At 39.4% G+C, this 312-nt stretch carries 1 pseudogene; it reads right to left on the bottom strand.

The annotated features are described in order from the left end of the window. Positions 1-312 (bottom strand): annotated as a pseudogene (locus AAEZ18_RS18535) (RNA-guided endonuclease InsQ/TnpB family protein); the annotation flags it as partial.

Raw genomic sequence — 312 nt, forward strand, 5'->3', positions numbered from 1 at the left:
GTTTGCTTTGAGTTAATGTCAAAACCTGTGATTGTTTTTAAAACTTGTTTAGCTGTTTTGCACTCAACTTCCTGAGTGATGCTGCATCCCCATTTTCCGTGGTGATACTGGATAGTTACAGTCTTGATTTTACTTGCTAGTTTGCGATGCAAGATAATGGGTATCTTGCCTACCTTTGGGATACTGATAGCGCCATTTTCAATGCGGATACAGTGCGAGTTATTGACCGCTCGAAAACTATCGTTGTGACGTTTTTTCTTTTTATATGAGATCTTGTGCTTTGGAAAGCGTTGCAAGCGACCTTTAGTAAAA

It is taken from the genome of Pseudoalteromonas sp. 19-MNA-CIBAN-0066 (assembly GCF_040308705.1).
Classification (GTDB): Bacteria; Pseudomonadota; Gammaproteobacteria; order Enterobacterales; family Alteromonadaceae; genus Pseudoalteromonas; species Pseudoalteromonas nigrifaciens.